At 34.0% G+C, this 22,895-nt stretch carries 21 protein-coding genes and 1 riboswitch; of the genes, 10 read left to right on the top strand and 11 right to left on the bottom strand.

Annotation, left to right across the window (positions count from 1 at the left end):
* Positions 1–115: 115 nt before the first annotated feature.
* The 4 genes from B1B04_RS10530 (at position 116) to B1B04_RS10515 (ending at position 5,237) form a co-directional block, all read left to right on the top strand.
* Positions 116–361, top strand: coding sequence for a hypothetical protein (locus tag B1B04_RS10530; RefSeq protein ID WP_079561427.1), 246 nt, complete (start codon positions 116–118; stop codon positions 359–361).
* Between the two features lie 475 nt (positions 362–836).
* On the top strand, positions 837–1,766 hold the full coding sequence (locus B1B04_RS10525; RefSeq protein WP_170938961.1) for a DMT family transporter: 930 nt from the start codon (positions 837–839) through the stop codon (positions 1,764–1,766).
* 55 nt (positions 1,767–1,821) lie between these two features.
* On the top strand, positions 1,822–4,023 hold the full coding sequence (locus B1B04_RS10520; protein ID WP_170938960.1) for a non-ribosomal peptide synthetase: 2,202 nt from the start codon (positions 1,822–1,824) through the stop codon (positions 4,021–4,023).
* A gap of 296 nt (positions 4,024–4,319) precedes the next feature.
* Positions 4,320–5,237, top strand: a complete 918-nt coding sequence (locus B1B04_RS10515; protein WP_079561424.1) for a restriction endonuclease — start codon at positions 4,320–4,322, stop codon at positions 5,235–5,237.
* Positions 5,238–5,333: 96 nt separating this feature from the next.
* Here B1B04_RS10515 and B1B04_RS10510 read toward each other — a convergent pair whose 3' ends face one another.
* The gene (locus tag B1B04_RS10510; RefSeq protein ID WP_079561423.1) at positions 5,334–6,410 is read right to left on the bottom strand and encodes a protein NO VEIN domain-containing protein; all 1,077 of its coding nucleotides are present in this window, start codon (positions 6,408–6,410) and stop codon (positions 5,334–5,336) included.
* Positions 6,411–6,732: 322 nt separating this feature from the next.
* Positions 6,733–6,840: riboswitch (SAM riboswitch) on the top strand.
* A 105-nt stretch (positions 6,841–6,945) separates the two neighbouring features.
* On the opposite strand from B1B04_RS10510, the gene B1B04_RS10505 reads away from it, so the two are divergent.
* Entirely contained in the window at positions 6,946–8,229 is a 1,284-nt protein-coding gene (locus B1B04_RS10505) for a Na+/H+ antiporter NhaC family protein (RefSeq protein WP_079561422.1), read from the top strand.
* Between the two features lie 518 nt (positions 8,230–8,747).
* On the opposite strand, the gene B1B04_RS10500 is transcribed toward B1B04_RS10505, so the two are convergent.
* The 3 genes from B1B04_RS10500 to B1B04_RS10490 form a co-directional block, all read right to left on the bottom strand.
* A complete protein-coding gene (locus B1B04_RS10500) occupies positions 8,748–9,125 on the bottom strand; it encodes a hypothetical protein (RefSeq protein WP_079561421.1) in 378 nt (125 codons plus the stop codon).
* Positions 9,126–9,300: 175 nt separating this feature from the next.
* On the bottom strand, positions 9,301–9,522 hold the full coding sequence (locus B1B04_RS10495) for a hypothetical protein (protein ID WP_079561420.1): 222 nt from the start codon (positions 9,520–9,522) through the stop codon (positions 9,301–9,303).
* Positions 9,523–9,645: 123 nt separating this feature from the next.
* Positions 9,646–9,939 carry a hypothetical protein gene (locus tag B1B04_RS10490; RefSeq protein ID WP_205756637.1) on the bottom strand — a complete coding sequence of 98 codons (294 nt, stop codon included), beginning with the start codon at positions 9,937–9,939 and terminating at the stop codon, positions 9,646–9,648.
* A 306-nt stretch (positions 9,940–10,245) separates the two neighbouring features.
* Here B1B04_RS10490 and B1B04_RS10485 point away from each other — a divergent pair, with 306 nt between their 5' ends.
* The 4 genes from B1B04_RS10485 (at position 10,246) to B1B04_RS10475 (ending at position 12,417) form a co-directional block, all read left to right on the top strand.
* Positions 10,246–10,641 (top strand): hypothetical protein, encoded by a 396-nt coding sequence (locus B1B04_RS10485; protein ID WP_079561418.1) that lies wholly within the window; start codon positions 10,246–10,248, stop codon positions 10,639–10,641.
* Between the two features lie 8 nt (positions 10,642–10,649).
* A complete protein-coding gene (locus B1B04_RS10480) occupies positions 10,650–11,534 on the top strand; it encodes a hypothetical protein (protein ID WP_079561417.1) in 885 nt (294 codons plus the stop codon).
* Between the two features lie 295 nt (positions 11,535–11,829).
* Complete coding sequence (locus B1B04_RS26430) at positions 11,830–11,952, top strand: hypothetical protein (RefSeq protein WP_276207752.1); 123 nt, start codon at positions 11,830–11,832, stop codon at positions 11,950–11,952.
* 87 nt (positions 11,953–12,039) lie between these two features.
* Positions 12,040–12,417, top strand: a complete 378-nt coding sequence (locus B1B04_RS10475) for a hypothetical protein (RefSeq protein ID WP_079561416.1) — start codon at positions 12,040–12,042, stop codon at positions 12,415–12,417.
* Between the two features lie 1,400 nt (positions 12,418–13,817).
* Here the strand turns inward: B1B04_RS10475 and B1B04_RS10470 are convergent.
* A complete protein-coding gene (locus B1B04_RS10470; RefSeq protein WP_079561415.1) occupies positions 13,818–14,096 on the bottom strand; it encodes a hypothetical protein in 279 nt (92 codons plus the stop codon).
* Between the two features lie 125 nt (positions 14,097–14,221).
* On the opposite strand from B1B04_RS10470, the gene B1B04_RS10465 reads away from it, so the two are divergent.
* Entirely contained in the window at positions 14,222–14,944 is a 723-nt protein-coding gene (locus B1B04_RS10465) for a M48 family metallopeptidase (protein ID WP_170938959.1), read from the top strand.
* A 72-nt stretch (positions 14,945–15,016) separates the two neighbouring features.
* On the opposite strand, the gene B1B04_RS10460 is transcribed toward B1B04_RS10465, so the two are convergent.
* The 6 genes from B1B04_RS10460 to B1B04_RS10435 form a co-directional block, all read right to left on the bottom strand.
* Positions 15,017–17,956: a type I restriction endonuclease subunit R gene (locus B1B04_RS10460; protein WP_481817179.1), complete on the bottom strand. Its 2,940-nt coding sequence runs from the start codon at positions 17,954–17,956 to the stop codon at positions 15,017–15,019.
* Entirely contained in the window at positions 17,934–18,716 is a 783-nt protein-coding gene (locus B1B04_RS10455; RefSeq protein ID WP_079561412.1) for an abortive infection family protein, read from the bottom strand. The genes B1B04_RS10460 and B1B04_RS10455 overlap by 23 nt, the downstream gene beginning before the upstream one ends.
* A 118-nt stretch (positions 18,717–18,834) precedes the next feature.
* Complete coding sequence (locus B1B04_RS10450) at positions 18,835–19,290, bottom strand: hypothetical protein (protein ID WP_079561411.1); 456 nt, start codon at positions 19,288–19,290, stop codon at positions 18,835–18,837.
* A gap of 22 nt (positions 19,291–19,312) precedes the next feature.
* On the bottom strand, positions 19,313–20,629 hold the full coding sequence (locus B1B04_RS10445; protein WP_139376967.1) for a restriction endonuclease subunit S: 1,317 nt from the start codon (positions 20,627–20,629) through the stop codon (positions 19,313–19,315).
* The gene (locus B1B04_RS10440; RefSeq protein WP_079561409.1) at positions 20,622–22,121 is read right to left on the bottom strand and encodes a type I restriction-modification system subunit M; all 1,500 of its coding nucleotides are present in this window, start codon (positions 22,119–22,121) and stop codon (positions 20,622–20,624) included. The genes B1B04_RS10445 and B1B04_RS10440 overlap by 8 nt, the downstream gene beginning before the upstream one ends.
* Before the next feature lie 66 nt (positions 22,122–22,187).
* Positions 22,188–22,523, bottom strand: a complete 336-nt coding sequence (locus B1B04_RS10435) for a MerR family transcriptional regulator (protein ID WP_170938958.1) — start codon at positions 22,521–22,523, stop codon at positions 22,188–22,190.
* Positions 22,524–22,895 lie beyond the last annotated feature (372 nt).

The raw sequence follows: 22,895 nt of genomic DNA, 5'->3' as shown, positions 1-22,895 counted from the left end.
ATGGTTAGGTGCACGAGACTATTATTAGAAAATTTAATTTTATAAAAAAAGGTATCAATAAAGAGTATTAATTGTTTGATATCCTTTTTTAATCGTTTAAAAGAAGGTGAAGACTTTGGGTTATGTATTAATAAATATATTTATTTTATTACTTATTATTTTATTTGCTGAATCATTAATGTATTTAATTACAATAAAAAATACAAAATTAAAAAGCATTTTAACTTATATAGTAATGGCAGTAATAGCGTTTATCACCAGTCTACATATACCTAACGATTATAAAGGATTGACAAAAACATTAGCTACAGCATATTTAATTGTAACATTAGTATCTTTACTTAAAAAAATACCGATTTAGATTAAACAAATTAAACTAGTTTAAATTAAATATATTTATGTTTTGTTAGATGATCAGTCAAATTTATTGTATTAATCATGTGGAAATTCTCTGAATATAAAAAGCTCAATAGTTATGGCATACCTATTGAGCTTTTTATATATGTCTCTTTTTTTATTCGTACTTTTCATAATCACTTTGTTGCATCATTTTCTTACATTTACGCCCGAAACCAGATGGTGATTATTGGTAACAAAAAAATATAATAAAAAAACTGTATTTACAATAAAAAGGTAAAAATGTATATTTATATAAACAACTAAGATTTTCCATATGATAATTAAAAAATATCAGATTAAAGGAGGAGGCTAATGGAACATTCGAGGAAAAGTTTCATGTATTTAAAGAATAAAAATTGACTTCTATAGTTTCCCTTTCACAGGATTCAGCTGTCCGGAACGGCTCTTACTAAATAATGTACAAGAAGGTGAGCTCTATGAGTAACTTTAGTAAAGGAGCTGTATATGCTGTTATTTCAGCTATAGGCTATGGGATTATGCCTATTTTTACTGTCAAAGCTTATGAGCACGGGGTGACAGTTTACACATTGCTTTTTTTAAGATTTGCATTAAGTTCCGTGATATTTTTTTCGTTTTTCCTTTTTAGAGGCATAAATATAAAAATAGGAAAACAAGATATTAAAAATCTTTTCTTATTAGGTGGTGTATTATTTACACTATTATCTATTTTTCATTTTGAATCAATAAAATATATCTCCTCATCTATGGCAGTCCTACTCCTCTATTGTTTCCCTTTATTGGTTTGTATCATTTCCTATTTTTTATATAAAGAAAAGTTGAATATTGGATCTATGATCTCTTTAGTGGCAGCTTTCATTAGCATGATTTATTTACTGGGAGTTTCATTAGATAAAATGAATATTTATGGAGTAGTATTATCCCTTCTAGCAGCTTTAGTATTTGCCATATATATGATTGTTGGAAAAAAAGTAACGATCAATAATTCTCCTGTGATAATCAGTGCTTATACAACGCTATTTGCAGGAATGGGTGTTTTCACATTTGGTTTAGTAAAGCAGGAAATTTCTTTTGATTTTAATGCTCATGCATGGCTATACATAGCATGTATGGTATTTCTCTCAACCATTATTGCTGAAATAGCATTTTTTAAGTCACTAGAATTATTAAGTTCTTCTAACGTATCGATGATTAGTATGGTAGAACCTGTCTTTACCTCTGTATTTGCTCTTGTATTTTTAAATGAACGGTTACATTTTTCTCAAATTACTGGAGGTTTCTTTCTCTTAATCAGTTTAACAATATTGATTTACTTCCAAAATAAAACTGTTACTAGCCAAGAGATAAAAGAGGACATGATTCAGAATGAACATATATTAACAAAATAGAACACGGCTCCTATATACAATGGTATGAAATATATTATTAAAGGGGATGACATTAATGCAAGTTGCAAAGCAAGATACAAAGGACAAGTATTGGAAAACTATTTTACAAGAGTTTGAATTGAAAACGGTTGTACCTTTAGGCACATTTAATAATAATGGTTTCCAATTGACAAGAGAAAACTTTATTTTAGACGAGGAAACCAAACAGTCAATTTGGAAATTTGCTAGAACTTACAGTGTTAATGTTACTTCTATTTTATATTCAGCATGGGGAATTTTACTACAAAAGTATAATGATATAAATCATGTTATGTTCGGTACAATGACTATTGATAAAAATATTTTACCTTTTTGTGTTAGATCTAATATTAATACAACAGGATTAGAATACGTTAAGCAAATTGAATACGAGACGAAACTAAGACAGCAATATGAAGATCTGGCTTTAGAAGAAGTTGCATCTTATAGTCAAATAAAATTTAAAAATGGACTATTTGGTTCTGCTTTATTGATTGGTGAAAAGGATGAAAACATTCAACGACTCTGTGAAACTTACAAGATTGATATAAGTTTAGAGGTAGATTCTTTATTGGAATGTACTGTCCTTTATAATGTTGAATTATTTAATACTTTTACAATTTCTAAAGTGAACGAACATTTCATTAATATATTAACTGACCTACTATCAAACCCACATAAAACATTTAATGCCATCAATATTCTTTCAGAAACAGAAAAACATCAAGTATTATATGATTTTAATTCCCATCTACTTAATTACGATTCAACTAAAACCATTGATGAATTTTTTGAATATCAAGTTAAAAAAGGGCCAGATAGAATCGCATTGATTTGCCAAGATAGAAAATTAACCTATAAAGAACTAAATGAAAAATCAAATCAATTAGCACATTTATTACGCCAAAAAGGTGTTAAACCAGAAAAATTAGTTGGTTTAATAGTAGAACGATCAGAAGATTTGATAATTTGTATGTTTGCTGTCCTTAAAGCGGGAGGAGCATATCTCCCAGTTGATCCAGCTTACCCGTTAGAACGTATTAATTATATGTTTGAACAAGCAGATATAAATTTACTATTAACTCATAGCCATATAAATATAGAATTATCAATTCCTTGCGAGAAAATATATTTAGACGATTCCCCTTTACATCATTATCCTACTAGTAATTTAGATAAATTACATGATGTAAATAATCTAATGTATACTTTATATACTTCTGGTTCAACCGGCCAACCAAAAGGAGTTGCTGTTGAACATAGAAATGTTGTAGGCTATTGTCATAGTTTTAGAAATGAATTCAACATAAACGAAAATGATATTATGCTACAACAATCAACAGTATCATTTGATATTTCTGTAGAAGAAATTTTCCCAATCTTGCTTACAGGCGGAACTTTAGTTATAGCTTGTAGGGATGATGTAGCCTCTACAGAAAAACTTCTAGATATAATGAGAAATAATAAAGTCACAATGATTAGTGGATTTCCACTATTATTGAATGAATTAAATAAATATCCTCTTGTTGAATCATTGCATACAATGATTAGCGGCGGCGATGTGTTAAGAAAAGAATATATCAGTAATTTGATTGACAAAGTAAAAATATATAACACCTACGGCCCTTCTGAAACTACTGTTTGTATTTCATATTATGAAGTAACAAGTGAGAAGGTAGGAAATAATATTCCAACTGGTAAACCTATTGCTAACTATAAAGTCTATATTTTAGATAAAAATCGTCAGCCTGCCCCTATTGGTGTTCCTGGAGAAGTATGTATATCAGGCGTAGGCGTTTCTCGAGAATATTTAAATCGTCCTGATTTGACTAGTGAACGTTATACGCAAAATCCATTCGTAGAAAATGAGAAAATGTATATTTGTGGTGATTTAGCACGATGGTCACCTGATGGGAATATTGAATTTTTGGGTAGAATTGATAATCAAATTAAAATTGGTGGGAGAAGAACTGAGCCTGGTGAAGTTGAAGAAAAACTTTTACAACATCCTTCCATTGAAGAGGCTTGTGTTATTGCAAGAGAAAATAAAAATAAAAATAAATATCTAACGGCTTATATAGTGATGAATGAGCAAAATTCTGCCGTAGAATTAAAAGAATACTTGCTGCAATTTTTGCCTGATTTTATGGTACCGTCTTATTATGTTGAATTAAATAAATTACCTTTAACGTTAAATGGTAAAGTCGATAAAAATAATTTAGCAGTTATTTTAGACTAATTATACAGAATTTCAGGAATGTTAAAATCTTCATTGTAGTATAAAACCTATATTAAAGATTATGCCAAATTAATAGAGCGTGGGATTAATGAAATTTAATCTCTATCTTTTAAAGTTTAAAAAGCTGAATACAAAAAGCTCAATAGTATTGGTCGTTCTTACCATATCTATTGAGTTTTTTTGTCTTATAATACTCAGATTTTATAACTTATATATCTTCCTTATCCCATATCTTATACAATTATCGTAAAATAAAAGTATAGGTTTTTTAACATTAATACAAAGGGATGACTCACTTGCAAATACCTACTTATGAACAGTTTATGTTTCCGTTTTTAGACTATCTCAAAGATGAAAATGAGCATACATTAAAAGAATTATATGAATTCCTACCTCAATATTTCAATTTATCAGAAGAACAAGTAGAAGAACTTCTCCCTAGTGGAAATCAAACAGTTGTCGTCAATCGAATAGGTTGGGCACGTACATACCTTAAAAATGCTGGTCTCATTAGTAGTCCAAAACGCGCTGTATTTAAAATTACACCCGAAGGCTTAAGACTTCTTCTAGATTCGTCTGTTAAAGAAATCAATCAGAAAGTATTAGAACGTTACCCCCAATTTTTAGAATTTAAAAACCGGACAAAACCTGCCACAGGTTCTTATATAAAAACAATTATTTCTGAGGATTCCAGAACCCCCTTAGAAATTATGAATGAAAACTATCAAATCTTAAAGCAGTCATTGCAAACTGAACTATTAGAAAAAATTATGGAATGCTCCCCTCAATTTTTTGAGCAATTAATTGTTAACTTAATTGTCGCAATGGGTTACGGTGGATCGATTTCTGATGCTGGGAAAGCAGTAGGGAAATCGGGTGATGGAGGAATCGATGGCATCGTGAAGGAAGACATCCTAGGGTTAGATAAAATCTACTTACAGGGAAAACGTTGGACAAATCCAGTTTCAAGGCCGGATATCCAAGCATTTGTTGGAAGCTTGGTTGGCTTTAAAGCTAACAAAGGAATTTTTATTACTACATCTCGTTTTACAAAAGAAGCATTTGCATATTCCGAGAGTATCGATAAATCATTAATATTAATTGATGGAATGAAACTTACTGAGCTTATGTTTTTATACAATGTAGGTGTATCGAATGTACAAACCTTTACAATAAAGCGCATGGATTTAGACTTTTTCGAGGAAAGTTTATAAACCGAAAGAAAAATGCAGCAAGCTCCTTTTGAAGATTGCTGCATTTTTTATGTATGTCGAGTCTTTCTTATGTAGTGAATTTTCAAACCCTATTTTTTATCTATATTTATTACTCTCCACTCGTGTGCCATATACATCAATAGTTGATGGAATATATGCATACTTACGTGTCAGCAAATCACTTACTGAGTGATAACTACTAAAGTCATTATCTATTTCCATTTTCATTTCACTTTTCTTGCCTACACCATATACACGTACTAGCCACATTTCATCCTTATACTGAATAAATTTTTCCAATTCAGGATAAGAAATTGAATAGACTGCGCTTGAACTTGTTGATGTTGTACCCTTCACTTCAATTTTTATTGGTCTTGGTGGAGACTGTGGCTGTAAATAATCGAACGCTGTAATATCGTATCCTAATCCGTCACCTTGTGTTTGCGCAACATGCTCTACCTGTTCTCCGTATTGTTCTCCGAATACTTCTATTACTTTCTTTTTTACATATTCAAATACTTTTTGTTCTGCAATATCACCAATTTTTTTACGCTTTTTCAAGTCTTTTTGTAGCTGTTCTTGGCTTACTACTCGACCACGTTTCTTTGTACTACCCGCTCCCCTATTACTAACTCTAGACTCTCCCTGCTCGTAACTAGAAGTCGCAAACGTTTCCTCGTTAATTTCACCATCTTCTATTAGTTCTGCTTTTGCTCCAGCCTCTGGGCTATCTTCGTTCAGAAAGCTGTCAAACAAGCTAGCCCAAGCTTCAGGACATGGAAATAAGTAAGCCTGATTTCCTCGTCCATTTTCTTGAAAGGCAGCATATTTTTGCGGACGATCAGATTCCATATCTCCCCAAACATCTCTAATCATAATTGGATGTTCTAAAATTGTGAAATCTACATCCACTTTATACCCTTCGTCTGACCATAGATTTTTCTCCTGTAGTTCATGTGGTTGTTCTGCAATATAACAATCTGATGTTGCTATACCTACTGCTCGAATTGCTTGATCATAACAGCTGTAAATTTTATTACCAGTCTTAATTGTAGTCATTCGTTCGTACGCATGATTGCTATTTCCATTTTTATTTTTTTGCGGGGACCACATATATCCTCCGATAATTTCTTCCTCGTGTGTAGCATTTTGCATTACAATAAAATTACTCATAAATTCACCCTTAGCTTTAGGAAACGTTCCATTTCATTTTTAATATTATTTAAATATTGTATTTTTACTATAGTTTACGATTACTATATTGTCAAAAAAATCCATTACCAGATGAATAATATTAAATCTTTTTCAGTTTCAAGAGATTAAAGGCACTAAATTTCGCGAGAATTTAAAGCTTCTCTTAGTAGCCTTAAAGCAGACCTTTTTGAGAAAAAGTACTTTTATGTCGTTTTGAAATTCAATTTGATTAAAAATAAGTTGCAAATATAGATGTTTTATTATAATATTTCATTATTGTGCAAAAAATAATATGTTTTTCTTCTTATCAAGAGAGATGGAGGGACTGGCCCTATGAAATCTCGGCAGCGGAACTTTGTGATTAAGTTACTGTGCCAAATCCAGCAAGCAAAGGCTTGATAGATAAGAGGAGTGTTTTATAAATATAAGACCTCTTCTTGTTTTTCAAGAAGAGGTCTTTTTTTAGAGAAAAATGGACAAAGACGATCCATTTTTAATTTTTGGAGGTAGAACAATGAAGAAAGAAAATCCATGGGCGCTAATCCCATTTGTTGTTTTTTTGATTTTATTTATTGGTTCAGGGGTTATTACAGGTGATTTTTACGCCTTCCCAGTCATTGTAGCCATTGCCATTGCGGGCGCTGTGGCTCTGGCGATGAATCGAAAAGAATCATTTTCACATAAAGTTGATATTTTTTGTAAAGGCGCAGGAAATTTAAATGTCATGCTGATGGTTGTTATTTTTCTATTAGCTGGCGCCTTTTCAGAAGTAGCAAAAGGTATGGGAGCAGTGGACTCCACTGTTAACTTTGCTTTGTCGGTCATTCCGCAAAATCTCCTTGTCGTAGGCTTATTCATCATCGCCTGCTTTATCTCCCTATCAATGGGTACTTCAGTAGGAACGATTGTTGCACTGGCGCCAATTGGAGTTGGGATCAGTGAGCATACCGACTTTTCAATGGCTTTAGTAATGGCAGCTATTGTTGGAGGATCGATGTTTGGCGATAATTTATCCTTTATTTCAGATACAACCATTACTGCCGTTCGTTCACAAGGCGCACAAATGAAAGATAAATTTAAGGTGAATTTTTGGATTGTGTTGCCAGCAGCTATTGTAACGAGCATTATTTTAGGAATTATCACAATGGGTGGAACTGCGACACAAGTAGAGCATTTAAGCTATAGTTGGATAAAAATTGTTCCTTATGTATTAGTTATTATTTTTGCGCTAATTGGCATGAATGTTTTCCTTGTTCTTGCATTTGGGATTGTTCTGGCCGGGGCTGTCGGCTTAGCGGATGGCAGCTATCAGTTAATGGACCTTTTTCAAAAGATCGGCGAAGGAATGTCAGGCATGTATGAAATGGCATTTCTTGCGATCTTAATAGCTGGAATGGTGGAAATTATTAAGCTTAACGGAGGGATTGACTTCCTACTTCACCTTGCCACACGAAGAATTAAATCGAAAAAGGGTGCTGAATTCGGGATTGCCGGTCTTGTGGGGCTAACTAATTTATCTACAGCCAATAATACAATTGCTATTTTAATTGCTGGTCCGCTTGCAAAAAATATTGCTGACCAGTATGGGATTGAGCCGAGAAAGTCCGCAAGTATATTAGATATTTTCTCCTGTACAACCCAAGGTCTTCTGCCATACGGAGCCCAGTTCCTGGCAGCCGCAAGCGTTGCTGGAATATCGCCAGTGAGCATGTTGCAATACTCTTTCTATCCGATTTTGATAGGGATTTGCGGGATTATCGCTATCCTTATTGGATATCCGAAAGAAAAGAGAGCTTGAACTTTATTACATTAAAGTAACGGTTGTAGCTTTAAATAAATATTGATTTCATTGAATAACCCAATCGTTTTGAAAGATAGATAAATCAAAACGATTGGATTTTTGATTTGAGCTTCATTTTTTAAAAAAATATGGAGACGGCGGGAGGAAAGCCGCAAATTATAAAAAAAGCTGTTATATCAATGTTTAAGGGCTATTTTAATTGCTATAAAAATAGCTTTGACTACGGTTTTGACTACGGCTACTAAATTATGCTGTTGGGGCAATTTCTAAGATGCAGAACTAAATTGCATCTTTTTTTAAGGCTGTTTTCCCAAAGATTGTTGTTATTCTAAAAGCATTAGCACTTGTTTAATGTACTTCACTTTCTCTAGATCCTTTTCGATAGCAAATTGATCTTCTAGTACCTCCAACTCCGCAATGAACTCTGAAATGAAGTCCTTGAACAGGATATCGGTTATGTCTAATCATTTGTTCAATAAAATCAATTTGAGTTATTTCAATTTCCTTCTTTTCGATTACAACGGCTTTTTTGGGTGTCTCATTTCTAAACAACGCTCTCTAACACTCTCTAAATAATCTTTATGTTCCTCTGTAATCTTTGATAAAAATTCAGTAGTTGCTTTAATTGATTCTTCTCCTTCTAGCTGTGTTCCTAACTCGTTTGCCATCCGTTTTAAAACATAAGCCTCAAACTCAGCATAATCTTCAAAGCGTTCACAGTCTCCGGAAAACTCTTCACGATCACGTTTCTCATAAAGTTCGTCAATAAGTTTAATGGACTTTGCCACCAACTCTTCGCCTTCCAACAATTCAGATTCATCAACTATTCGCTTTGCAAAATACTCTTCAGAACTTTCAAATCCCACCGGAGGCTCTTTACGATTGTTTGTCATATAAATACACCCCTTTTAAGTTGTTTTAATTATATATTACTAAGCTCCATCAGACCTCATAAAATTCATTTATCAACCTTTTAACAACGTAATTCTTGCTAAAACAGCCTAAAAAAGAAAAAATAAACCCCCTAATAAGTCATTAGAAGTTTTATGAATATGCATCAAGTATAGGCTAAACTTCAAAATTCGCTACCATACTATAATCTATTTTAGACGGTATTTCTTCCATAAGCATTAAATCACGTAGCATCGTTAAACGAATAGAAACGTCCATATCGAAGTATTCATTTTCTTCAGCTTTTAATTCAGAATAGGGGACGTTTTCGACTACATATTGTTTGCCATCAATATTCCATACTACGTTTTTTGTTAAAAATGTGGTTTCCGGTTTCACAATGGCAACCTCCTTAACTAGCATCTTTAGCATTAGATCTTGTATAACATTTGCTTTTTACAAATTATTTATATTCATCATTAAGTAATCCTTGCATTACTATTATTAGATGCTCACCTAATATTATTTTCCCCTTTTTCCTCTCAATTCTAACAGTTCTTTTCTAAATGCCGCTTCTTCTTCAGGAGAAATTTTACTAGCTAGCTCTTTCATATACTTAATTGTTGCTTTAGCTAACGCTTCTCCCGATAATACTTCACCGATTGATTCACGAGTAGCATAATATTGTTCAATATCAACTTGGTTTTCTTCTTGATTCATAGTCCCCATCCCATCATCCTTTTTCTCTTTCATTTGATTCTTCCCCCCTTTATTGTACTTAAATTTCTTAAGCATTGGAGTTATTTCATTTACCATTGTCTATTCTCTAGACAACATTACTTAATAATTCTCTGTTCTTTAACTAACGGGGCAGGTTAGCTTAAGAAGAAAAGGATTAACTGGTGATTTACGAAAACAGCCTAAGATATAAATCGAGCAATATTACCTCCCAATGGAGATCACTGGGAAGTTATTTTTATTTTCGGCTGTTTTCTAAATGGTGTTCATTAATATTTAAATATTCTATAAGTAGCGAGAAAATACTTTTACACTTTTTGTTTTTTTAATCATTTTTTGTTAATATTGAGCGATGAGGAAAAAAGTAATTTAGGAGAGATGAATGTGATTAATGATGAAAATTTAAGGAAATTTAGTTTATTGGTTTTTAGTTTAATGTTGCTCCTGGTGTATGTTTTAAGCTCAGGTTTTGCATTAGATGGAATAGGCCGATATGAATTAAGGGATCTTAGGTTTTTTGCTACAATTCATATAATAATGTATTTTGCATCAATAATAGGATATATCTTTTTATTGTCTGGTTGGGTGATTTTATATTCTGTTCTCAATAATGTCTTAAAGAGTTTTTCGATTAATGAATCCAATTGGGATGGGGATGACATTGGATTTATGAAGAAAAATAAAAAGTTAGTAGGGAAGTTGAATTTGTCTCTATATTTCTTGATTATATTTTGGGCTCTAAATATACTCTATTTAATCTCAACAGCAATACGTATTTAGGTGAAAGTATGAGAAGGATTTTAATATTCAGTTTATTCTTATATTTAGTGCAAATCGAGGTTGCATTTGCAAACGAGTCTAATTTGCTAGTTACTGTAGATAAAGATGCAATTTTGGAAATGAGTTTAGAAGTGAAAAATGTTGATATAAAGAATAAAGATATCATCACCCTATTAATACCTACCGAATGTTCAAATGCAATGAATGTAGATGATAGTTTTATTGGGATGAGCGTTTCTGACGGTTTTACTTTAGCTAGTTTTTTTGCTGAGAAAAATGAAGTGAAGTTTGCTTGTAACCCCTCTGGCTTAGTAAATGAACCTTTTAATGCAGAAATTGTAAATGGATATCTTGTAGTGAGTAATGAAGATGCAACGATTGAGAAAAATTATGGATGGGTAAACAACGAGGGAATTATTTTAATTAAGGATTATTCAGAAGTTTATGCTAAATTTCCAAATGGTTATTCTGTTTATCGGTCCGGAAAACCCCAAAAAGTTAATGGTTCTGTGGTTAAGGTGGATTATATAGACAGTAGAAAGAGTTACGAAATAAAGTATATTGATAAAGAGCTGAATATAGATGTTCTTAACGTTATAACAAATCTTATTGCGATAGCTCTTACAATTGTATATGGTTTATTTCCAAATAATCTAAAAGCATCGGTTTTCATTTCTGTTGCTGTGTTGATAACCACTGGAATATCTTGGTTCTTTGTAAATGAAGTGTTAACAAGTGCTGTAATTAATACAGGCGCTGCCTTATTAGTGAGTATTTTTACCGGGGTGAAATGGTGGCAAGCATCGAAAAAGAAAGATGAGACAACAGTAGAAGGAGAAACAAAAGTAGAAGGCAAATTGAATAAAGAAACAGAAGAAAAAGTAAAGAACTAAGGAAAATGCCGTGAAGGTGAATTAATAGCTTAAGAAGTCTTTCCCTGGCAAGTGGAGTATCCCGACGGCAAAATTTGTTGGTAGCGATTTAAGTCACGTGGAATTCAGTGGCGTAAAAAAATAATTTACTTACTCAACTAACGGGTGCTTTACTTCAAGATGGGATTCCACAGAGATCCCATCTTTTTCTTCTTCAACTAACGAGGCAAGTTAGTACAACAAGGAACGATTGAAATTCAATAAATATGGAGTTTTGGGGGATAATGATACTAAACAAATTTAAGGAGAATTAGAAATGAAAAAAATGCTTTTTAGCCTTATCTTCGTTTTAGTAACTCTTCCTTCACAAACACACTCTGAAAATAAAATTGAAAAGTTGCAGCCTTGTTCTGCAATACTTGAACCAACAAAAAATTAACGGGAGCTTAATTAAAGTAGAGCATCACTGAAATCCTACACTCACATCTGCATATACTTTTATAAGCATACTGGAGGTTGCAAATAAATGAAAAATACTGATAGACTTTCTCAAGATCTAGAAGACTCAAAAGAAGATGAAGAAATAAATACTCTATACGCGCATAGAGCTGAACAATCCTCTGGTAAATGGATAACGCTAGAACCAGGACAAACAATTTTTGATTTGCACAAAATGAATAAGGAAAAAAGTAAAGCAACTTTCACTAGCTTTACTTTTTTTATAAATATCATCTTAAAATTTTGTGAAAATGACTCTGTAACTAATAAATTTAAATTTCGATCATTTTCATCGAAAATCATACCCTTTTCATCGAAAACCTTAGCAACTTTCGCTATTTTTATCCAAAGCCTTAATGTTTTTGCATCTATTAATGTTTTTATTAATACCTCAATAGATTTATAAAATGAAGTAACAATTGGTGAAAATCAATGTTTACTTACATCTCTTATCAAAAATTGCAATCCTCCATTTCACTTTTTAATGCTGTATTTCAGCTTTTCTCATCAGAACTGAAATTTTTATTACTCTTATAAGTGTGAATCATCAAGTGTACTCACTTTTCCCATTTAAAAACGGAGTGAATCATTAAGTGTACCCACTTTTCCCTCTTAAAAACGGAGTGAATCTTCAAGTGTACTCACTTTTCCCTCTTGAAAACGGAGTGAATCTTCAAGTGTACCCACTTTTCCCTCTTGAAAACGGAGTGAATCTTCAAGTGTACTCACTTTTCCCTCTTGAAAAACGGGGTGAATCTTCAAGTGTACTCACTTTTCCCTCTTGAAAACGGAGTGAATCTTCAAGTGTACCCACTTTTCCCTCTTAAAAAACGGAGTGAATCTTCAAGTGTACTCACTTTTCCCACTTAAAAAACGGAGTGAATCATTAAGTGTACCCACTTTTCCCTCTTGAAAACGGAGTGAATCTTCAAGTGTACCCACTTTTCCCTCTTAAAAACGGAGTGAATCTTCAAGTGTACTCACTTTTCCCTCTTGAAAACGGAGTGAATCTTCAAGTGTACCCACTTTTCCCACTTAAATAACGGAGTGAATCTTCAAGTGTACCCACTTTCCCCACTTAAAAACGGAGTGAATCTTCAAGTGTACTCACTTTTCCCTCTTAAAAAATGGAGTGAATCTTCAAGTGTACTCACTTTTCCCTCTTAAAAAACGGAGTGAATCTTCAAGTGTACTCACTTTTCCCTCTTGAAAACGAAGTGAATCTTCAAGTGTACCCACTTTTCCCTCTTGAAAACGGAGTGAATCTTCAAGTGTACTCACTTTTCCCACTTAAAAAACGGAGTGAATCTTCAAGTGTACCCACTTTTCCCTCTTGAAAACGGAGTGAATCTTCAAGTGTACTCACTTTTCCCACTTAAAAACAGAGTGAATCTTCAAGTGTACTCACTTTTCCCTCTTGAAAACAGCGTGAATTTTCAAGTGTACTTACTTTTCCCACTTGAAATGGAATGATTATACTGCGAAGGGCATTTCATTTATTGAGTTAACAACAAAAAACGGAGAAAAAGCATAAAAAAACTACACTTTTGCTCTATTTGTTATGTAACATAATGCAAAGTTATGCCACGTTTTACATTGTATACTTACTCGCACAAATTCAAATATGTAACCTGCTTCTTAAGCCGCACCTATTTTTTTAAACTTTTCCCTATTTTTCAAATGTCATAGAGATTATATTTTTTCAAACCTTTAATTTTCAATCTTTCATCTAAAAAAAGCGCAAGATTCACCGCGCTTTTACAAAAACTATTCAAAATTAGAGAGAATAGACAACCATATACTACATTATTCTTCTTGCTCTAGCTCTTGTATTTTTTGTTCATACCAAACCTTTAATGGAATATCAGTGTCATCTGACAGCCATTCAATGACTGGAAAGAGCACTTGATTATCAAAATACTTATGATGCTCTTGCCCTTCCATCTCTTTCATAAAATCTTCAATTTGATTGAATAACTTCTCTGTAGCATCCTTCAGTTCTTTTCCAGATAAAGCTTCTCCTTTTGAACTAAAACGTTTGCTGTAATACTTCTCTATATCAACTTCTACCCATTCTTCTCTCAATGCTCTACTCCTTTTCATTCAAAGTTATTATTAATATAACACTTAATCCAATTTATTTTTGTTAAAATAACAGGTATAGAAAGTACTTTATCTGAGCAAAAACAAATTATGGAGGAATGACAATAATGCAGCATATGATATACGGAAATACTGTTATTTCTTATTCAGTAAAGTACAGCAGTAAACGTAAAACAATGAGCATTCAGGTATCAGAAAAGGGAATAACTATTATTGCCCCTTCAAATACAGCGCCATCGCGCATAGAGGAAATACTCCAGAAAAAAGCGACTTGGATTATAAAACAATTAGCGGACTTTGAAGAAATCTATGATTATGAAGAGAAACTTCAATTTCAGGCTGGGGAGAAGTTGCCTTATCTAGGGCGTCATTATCGTTTAAAGATTAATAAAGATAACGTCCCAACAGCAGCACTCATTTTTAAACAAGGTAAGTTTATCGTAACGATACCTACTACTATTACTGTAGAACATCATAGAGAAATACTATATCCCCTTTATAAAGAATGGGTAATGAAGAAGGCAGAGAACATTGCTATGGAACGTGTGAAGCAGTTTGAAAGACAGTCAACCCTTAAAGCAAAATCCATTAAGATTAAAGATCAACAACAACGCTGGGGAAGCTGTACTGCTAGCGGCAACATAATTTTAAATTGGAAAATATTTTTAGCTCCTATGCCAATTGTGGATTATGTCATTGCTCACGAATTAGCTCACTTGAAACATCTAGATCATTCGCCAGCCTATTGGGAAACATTGCAGATGATTTACCCAGAATATGAGAACTCGAAGGAATGGTTGCGTTTGAATGGACGTAAATTAGAGGTCTAGAAAGAGTTTTTAATAAAGCTATGTTCAATAAAAAGAAGGGTCATCTATTTGTAAATGTCCCTTCTTTTTATATTAATTTCCGTATTGCTTCTCAGCCAACGCCATAAAATACCCTGTCAACATACCCGCTTCTTGCACAGACATTCCCTGCTCTACAAGCTGCATTAGAACCTTTGAATTTAATTGGCGTTTAAAGTCAGTTTTCTTCGTCCAGTCAGTAATTATTGCAACGTTTTGTCCGATAAATTGATGAATTCCCTTAGCGATATCTTTGAGTTCATATTCCGATCGTGATTCGCATATTTCAACAAGCTTGTTATAGTAAGGCTCCTCGTATACGGATAAACCACTTTCTGTTTTACCAGCAACTTTTTCAACGATCTTGCCACGCAACATCTCATATTCATCTAACAGCTCGAAAATCGTGATTTGCTCAGCTTTTAACCGCTCAATTAGTTCCTCTACTTTTTCTTTTAAAGACTTATAAAATACAGGGTCTTCATCCATACGTACCGAGATTTCACGTTTAATAGCGTGCTCCATTTCAGCAGCCTTCGATTCAGGCAATGTATGCTTCTCTAGTTCATTTTTAAAGTTTCCATCTAAAATAGCAATTGGATCTCTTACTTCGATACCACTTGTATGAATGTAGTCGTGAACGATCTGACGAACCTTCTCACCACAATCTGAAATGTCCATACCGTCAACAACGGCATAGCGAGAACGCGCCAATTGACGGATGACACTTACCCACTTTAAATCACCGATAAACCGTTCTGCTTTCGGGTCTGGCAAGACACGGTCCATACTTTGAGCAAACTTCTTATAAGCAATATCAAACTGAGCACGTATGTCTTCTTCTTTCAAACGAAGTACTGCACGCTCTTGTTCATCCCGCTTCAAGCCATCAAAGAAACGCATTACGCTGCGATGACGTTGTTCCAAGCGGGGCAATTCTGCGTCAATTGAAACAAGCGCCCCTTTCACATCGCTCTCACTAAATGCCTCTAACGCTTCGTCTAAGAAGCGGGAAACACCGAAATAATCAACAATCAATCCATATGTTTTATGCTCGTCATATCGACGATTCGTACGTGCAATCGCTTGTAATAAGTTATGCTCCTTCAATGGCTTGTCCAAATACATCACTTGCTCTATAGGAGCATCAAAGCCCGTTAATAACTTGTCACAAACAATGAGCATCGCAAGTTTATCTTCACTAAATGGCTTCTTAAAACGCTTAATAAGAGCCTTTTCTTCCTCTTTCGATGTCTTATACTTCTTAAGCAGTTCATCGGTATCATTCTGGCCCTCAGAGAATATGACCGCTATTTCAAATGCCCCATTTGAAAACTTATCAATCAAATCTTTATACATCGCTGCTGCGCGTCTAGAAATTGCTACTACTTGTGCTTTGTATCCATTGATTAAAATCTTTTCTTCGAAATGCTTCACGATATCGAGCGCTATGTCACGCATACGATCAGGAGCAGTTAGAATAAGCTCTTTATTTACATACTTATCTTTAATTCTCTCTTTTGCATCGTCATCGTATTCGTGGAAGCTACGTGTAAATAGTTCATCTAGTGTCTCGCCCTGCATATGAAGATTTGGTAGGCGTGATTCATAGAAGATGGGTACTGTTGCCCCATCTTTTACTGCGCGGTCAATCGTGTATTCATCAATATACGAACCGAACTTCCCTGTTGTCGATTTATCTTTTTTATTTATAGGAGTTCCTGTAAAACCTATAAAAGTTGCATTCGGCAATGCTTTACGCATATTCAGTGCTAATCCTTTATATTGAGAACGATGCGATTCATCTGTCATTACAATAATATTTTCCGCTTCTGAAATAATCGGAAACTTTTCATCTTCACGTGCTTGGAATTTATGAATAAGCGTCATAACTGTTGTACCTTGCCCTTTAGAAAGCTGGAACTTTAAATCCTTAACCGATTCTGCTTGGTTTGGATTTGGGAAACCACACGCTTGGAACGTTTCTGTAATTTGATTATCTAAATCTTCACGATCTGTCACGATGACAATCATCGGATTTTCAAGCTTTGGCATTCTGCGTAGTTTTTTTGCTAAGTATACCATCGTAAGAGACTTTCCCGATCCTTGTGTATGCCATACAACACCGCCGCGCATTGCCGGTTTCTTATTGGATATAATACGATCAATCGCTTTTTCCACAGCGCGGTATTGCTGATATCGTGCAAACTTCTTCACTTTGCCGTCATAAACGATATAGTTATTTAACAAGTTTAGTAATACTTCCTTGCGGAGAATACCGGCAATCAGAATGTCTTGTGGACGATCTGAACCAACTGCATCAAGATGCATTGGATATGGATCTGTCCATAGACCATAGTGCTGCGCTTTTGCAAATAAGGTCCCAACACGTGCACGATCTCGACTAGTTGCAACCATTAACTGATTATAAAAAAACAGCTTTTCATTAGTTTCTATATAACGCTCAAACTGCTTTACGCACTCTGGCAGTTGTTTCTCGGGCTGTAACTTCGGACTTTTACACTCCACAATGACAAGCGGCAGGCCATTTACAAAAATTAAAATGTCAGGACGAATTGAACCATTCGCATTCGTAATTGTCATTTGATTCACAACCAAGTACTCATTGTCTTCACTTGTTGGTTCATCAAAATTAAATAAACGAATAGTTTGCCCCTTCTTACCTAATCCTAGGTCTTGGTCCACCGTAATACCCTCACCGAACAACCAATCAAATACTTGCTTATTGGCTTCCCACAGATCAGCTGTTGTAATAGCGCTAAACTGATGAATAACCCTCTCCAAATTTGTGTCTGATATCCAAGGATTTAATCGTTTCAAAGCCGAACGGAAGCGGTTTTCTAATAAAACCTGGTTTTGACCTCTTTCTGTGTCTAATTGGGCCCCTGTGAAATGTGTATAACCGTATTCTTTTAAACTTTCAATAAAAGGGAGTTCTACTTTTGTATATTCATACTGTGACACTATTTTCATCTCTTTTCCCGGCATACTTCAATAAATAAGTATCAATAATAAACTCACTCATTGCACCTGCTAAATTTACTACTAATCGAGCGTGTCTAGGAGCAGGTTTATAATGTATAATTTTTTTACCGTGAGCATCACCATAATCATTTCTGATCCCCGCTAATCCCCCAACAATTGAGGTACATCCACTAAGAACCTTAACGAAATCATCTTCCGAATGCTGATCTGGCGATAAATTCAGCTCTTTTCGTGCACTTTTATATAATATATTTAAATCTCCATTGTCCTTATAAGCTACATTTAAAGAATCTAAGACATATTTCAAACAACTCTCTAATAATGTCCTAGCATTAGTAATTGCACCTTCCGGATCAATTTCTACTTTTGATTTTGCTTTTTCCCAAGTTATCTGAATATAATTAAACTCATTACCTATCGTTAGAAGAGACTCTACCTTTACTGAAACATTATTAAATTGTAGCTGCTCGATTTTGTCTACCATTTCTTTAAACTCACTACGCACGAATGCTCTTCTTTCAGCATATGTACTTATTTTAGCCTTAACAAAAGCCCAAAGTGATTCAGATGTACGGCAAGTTTTTATAAAAGTCGGTACTAAATCGTTTGTTAAAGGATTCCCAAAAAGTTTCTTTCTTTCAAGTGTATAATCAAAATCGGAATCCATTGGGTCATTTGTAATACTACCTATTATATTCATAATAAATCGTTCAATATCTATCAATAAATCTTCATAAACATTAGACATACATTCACCTCAGTAAACACTTATTACCATTATCATACAGAACATTTAAAATCTTTGGAAGTAAACCATTGAATAAAAAAAGGACCGCACGGGGCGATCCTTTAACTCAAATAAAATCTTATAATGTTTTCACCGTCATACCCTTTGAATCGTATTCCATTATTTCAACATCTTCCGGAATTAAATGCTTATATGTTCGTACATAATATTCACCTAGTGTTTCGTTTCTTTTAACACTGAAGTCCCTTAAGATAAAGAATATTTTCCTATAACCGTTAGGTGCCAAATAGAAATAATACATCGCTTCATTCCACACTGTCAGCTTTGCACTAGGTACATTATCACCTGAAGTCCAGCGATGTGATTTACACTCTACAATTACTTTATTATCAACGTTGGGAGAAGTACCTAAATCGAATCTATGATTCTTTTTAACTTCATTTATGCCAATTGGTAAACTAGCATCCTTAATAAGATGGATATTATTTTTCTTAAAATAGTTTAATGCTATGTCTTCAAACTCTCTTCCAATATGGGCGTTACTGACTGAACCTATTCTTTGAAAATTATTCATAGCTAAGCTTACTCTCCTGAAATTAATCTACCTTTACTCGAATCTTACCTGTTAAAAGTTGCTGCATTAAACCTTTCTTCAATTCTTCATACTTTGCTTTTTCCTGCTCATAATTATCGATTTCAGCATCGACTGTCGAAAGAATTTCTGCGATTTTTTTTTGTTCTTCTATTGAAGGTAGAGCAATTTTAAATTTCCTTATATCTTGTATACCTAGTGTTAGCCTCGTTGATCCATTCTTATGAAAATCAATTTGCTTTTCAACATAGCTTGATTTTAAAATATAATATAAGATGGATTTAAATTCACTTTTTATCAGCACTAACTTATCTGAGATAGCATAAGGCCTACTTTTTATAAAGGATGTTAATTTTTTTGGATTTCCTAAACTAGCTATTTTACCAAAAACTATATCACCATCTTCAATGGTAAATCTCTCTTGTTGTTTTTCCAAAGCGGCTCGCTCTACACTTCTAGCATTTTTAAAATCTAATGCTCCACCATCTGAGATATTACCTATGCCTAAATATGGAACACCATCTTCTAGGTCTATTTTCGGTGCCCGATGATCTGGTTGAGGGTCGATTACACTAGAAATTTCACCTAACTCAACAATCCCCCATTCTATAGGAATCTCACCAAGCTCACTTCCCTTAAGCTCACTATGACCAATCCCCTTCGTCAGCAATTGCTGCATTAAGCCCTTTTTCAGTTTCTTAGTCTTTTCAATCAACTGCTCTGTTTGCTCGATTTGTGTATCAACTGTTGAAAGTATTTCTGCAATTTTTTTCTGTTCTTTAATTGGAGGAAGCAAGAAAGTAACTTTCCCTAAATTAGGTTTAGATATTCCTAAAACTGTACTTCCTGTTGCTAATACTTTAATTTGTTTCTTAACCATCTCTGTCTTAAAACAATAAGCTTTATATATTAAATCTAATTTAGAATCTTTTTCCCTAATAAAAATTGTATGGAGTCCCGCTATAAACTTATCCTTTTCTCTCAATTTAACAACGACATTTTTCCCGATATCTGCGTAGTCTTCTGATGCATCAGCAAATACTACATCACCAGACTCTAAAGTTGCATTTTCTTTTATTTTTATTTCCTTAGAATTTATTAGTGGAACCCATTCACTATCTTTATTCAAATCAAAAATTGATTGGCTTTTCTTATGGATATCTCCATAATGAAGATAAAATACATCCCCTTCTCCGGTTTGGCTTCTAGATAAAGACATTCCACCTGAAATAATAAAAACTTCCTCTATCCTTTTTACTTCCCAATCAACCGGAATTTCATTAAGAACGGTCATTTTATATCCTTCACGTACTTCATTCAATACAATCACCCAACCCTAGCTCTTTTAAAAAAGCGTTCAATTTTTCTGAGTTGACAGTGCGACTTTGTTGAATTGTTTGGATATCAGATAGCACAGACTTAATATCAACCTGTTCTTCTTCCTCTGATTTATCAACATAGCGAGTGATATTTAAATTGTAGTCATTATCTTTAATTTCTTCTAATGACACCACACGTGCGTATTTTTCAACGTCTTCATATGCTTCAAATGTTGCTGTAATTTTCTCGATGTCTTGATCACGTAATGTGTTTTGGTTTTTACCTTCTTGGAAATCGGCTTCCGCAGCGATAATATTTACTTTGCCTTTACGTACTTCTGGTTTATTGCGGTTGAAGATTAAAATACTTGCTGGAATACCTGTACCATAGAATAAGTTGGACGGTAAGCCAATGACCGCTTCTAGCAAATCTTGTTCTAGTAACGCTTTACGGATTTTACCTTCTGCACCACCTCGGAAAAGAACTCCGTGTGGCATTACAACACCAGCTACACCGTTGCTATTAAGTGATGCAATCATATGTTGTACGAATCCATAATCACCGTACGACTTTGGTGGGATTCCGTATTGATAGCGTCCGAATGTATCTGCTTTTGCTTCTTCAACGCCCCACTCTTTTAACGAAAACGGTGGATTAGCGATTACGCGGTCAAATAGCATTAATTCCCCTTCATCTACTAATTTTGGATTACGCAGTGTATCGCCCTTTTCAATGCGGTGATCCGGTAAGTTATGAAGTAGCAAGTTCATCTTTGCAATCGCCCAAGTATCTAAATTTTTCTCTTGTCCGTAAAGTGATAAAGACTGTGGATTACCACCTTTCTCCTTTACATAATCCACCGATTGAATCAGCATACCTCCCGAACCACACGTCGGATCATATACTCGCATACCTTCTGTAGGCTTAATTAAATTAACGATTAATTCTACAACCTTTGATGGTGTGTAGAATTCTCCACCTTTTTGTCCTGCATCATCGGCGAACATTTTAATTAAATACTCATACGCGCGACCAAGCATATCAGGCTCTGATAAGCTTTCATTGCGTAAATCTAATTGTGAGAAATGTTGTAGAAGCTTTTGTAATGTTTCATCAGTAAGTACTTCTTTGTTATTAAAGTCAATTGGTGTTAATACATTAGTTAATGTCGCATTTTCATTTTCTAATGCTTCAAAGGCGATGTTGATTGCTGCACCAATATTTGTCGCAACTTTACGTACATTTTCCCAGCGCGCAGCTTCAGGTACAAAGAATTGATAATTAGTTGGAATCTCAGCAAGCTGTTGGCCGATTTCTTCACCGTACTGAGTTAGGATGCTTTCACGCTGCTCCTCAAAAACGTCACTCGTACGCTTTAGAAAAAGCAATCCGAATATGTAGTTTTTATATGAATTAGAGTTCACTGATCCACGCAGAATATCCGCTGATTTCCACAAATGTGACTCAAGTTGTTGTAATGTTAATTGTGACATTTATATTCTCCTAAAATTATATTGTTTTCTTTTATTATCTTTGTTTATGACTTAGAATTCAAAGGTTTAATTTTCAACCTTATTCTCAATTGTAGCAATTACTTTTTCTAGTGTAGCTACTCGATCATTTAAGCGCTCAACTACTACCTCTAAATTATCTTGACGATATTCAACGGTTACTAGTTCAGCAGCCTTTATTAACGTGAAGCCCTTGTCACTAATCAGCTCTTGAAATTCTTTTAACTTTTCTATATTTTCTTCACTGTATAGTCGCTGACCTTGTGAATTTCTTAATATCGGATAATTAAAGTCCTCCAGTAATTTCGCATATTTTCTAAGTGTTGTTTCGTTTAGATTAAGCTCTTGAGCTACTAAGCTAGTTACTTTTAATTTTTCTTTCATTGTTAACCTCCCCCCTAACTGCATAGCACTATACTCAGCACTCTAGAAAATACAATTAGAAATCTTAGTTTTCCCATAGCACTTATCAAAGAAAAACGAGCAGTCGGGTTTACCCATATACTCGTTTCGCATTCACAACTCTCCAGTTAAGTGAATTGTTACTTGTTTTTGCATCCCGCTTATTCAACTTCAGCTTGAAGATTAACCTCAACCTTTCCGGGTCATACCCGCGTCTTTCTCCAAACTTGTGAAAACATTACGTTGTACATACAACTCAATTATACAGACTTGCGCATTATACGATTCCTCATCCTTCAGAATGGCTTTCCTATTTTTACAGCGCTTGCTTATTTTAACTAGCCACCTGTAATC

The sequence above is a fragment of the Lysinibacillus sp. KCTC 33748 genome (genome assembly GCF_002237755.1).
Lineage (GTDB): Bacteria > Bacillota > Bacilli > Bacillales_A > Planococcaceae > Lysinibacillus.
This window is presented reverse-complemented; position numbering and strand designations above follow the sequence as displayed.